The following is a 1,117-nucleotide window of genomic DNA, read 5'->3' as shown; positions in this document are numbered from 1 at the left end:
GCGCTTGAGCGACGCGACGTCGACTGTCCGGATGCCCGCGGACGCCGGCACCCGAGGGCGGGCTCGCGGCACGGCCGGCCGGGACCGGGCGCGGCCAGCGGCTGCGGGGCGAGGTCACGGCCGGTGGCGCACCTCGGGGGCGGACTTTTGTCAATTGGAGCGAAGCTTCTGCCGAACGCGACAAAGCTTTGCCTTCGTCCGAAGGCAAGGGTAAGGTCACGATCCAGATAGAGGGTTGCCCATTCGTCGATCAACTTGCCGCCACCTGTGCCGGGTCGCCGCGATCCGCCCCCGATGGGTCCGGGCCGCACCCACGAGCCGTCCCTCACCGTCCCGCCGAAGCCCACCGCGGCCGGTTCGGCGCGCCCGGCAGACGGCAGTCAGGTCGACCTCCGTCGACGGCGTACCAGCCGTCAGGAAGGGACCACCACCATGGATCAACAACTCAACACACCGGCATCCGAGCCGGTCAGCCGCCGTGGCGTGCTGCGTGCCGCGACCGTCTCCGCGGCTGCCGTCGGCGCCGCCGGTCTGCTCGCCGGCCCGGCCACCGCCGCACCCGGCGCATCCGGGGCGCAGGCCCAGGGCCGCCGTCGGGTGCCGGTGGACCGGATCAGCATTCAGCTCTACACCCTGCGTGACCAACTCGCCATCGACCTGCCCGGCACCCTGGACGCGCTGCGCCGGATCGGCTACCGGCGGGTGGAGCACGCCGGTTTCGTCGGCCGCACCGCGGCGCAGTTCCGGGCGGCGCTCGACGACGCCGGGCTGCGTTCCACCTCCGGGCACGTCGGCATCCCCCAGCCGTTCGACGCCGCCACCTGGGAGCAGGCCCTCGCCGACGCCAACGTGGTGGGCTGCAAGAAGATCGTCCACCCGTACTTCGGTCGGGACGCGGCCGGTCAGCCGATCCGGGACCCCGCCGTCTACCGGGCCCTGGCTCGCGACCTGAACAAGGCCGGACGGCTCGCCGAGCGCGCCGGGCTCGAATTCGGCTACCACAACCACCAACTCGAGTTCGTGCCGCTGACCGGGGGCTCGACCGGGTTCGACATCCTCAGCTCCCAGACCGATCCCCGGCTCGTCCACTTCGAGCTCGACCTCTACTGGACGTGGC

Annotated in this window: 1 protein-coding gene; it reads left to right on the top strand. The window is 72.2% G+C overall.

The window, feature by feature from the left end; genetic code table 11:
- Positions 1-432 precede the first annotated feature (432 nt).
- On the top strand, positions 433-1,117 hold a 685-nt coding region (locus KBX53_RS33805), incomplete at its 3' end, for a sugar phosphate isomerase/epimerase (protein ID WP_210863903.1).

Source organism: Micromonospora sp. M51 (assembly GCF_018070305.1).
Lineage (GTDB): Bacteria > Actinomycetota > Actinomycetes > Mycobacteriales > Micromonosporaceae > Micromonospora > Micromonospora parva.
The sequence above is the reverse complement of the archived record's forward strand: the minus strand, read 5'-3'. Positions and strand labels throughout refer to the sequence as shown.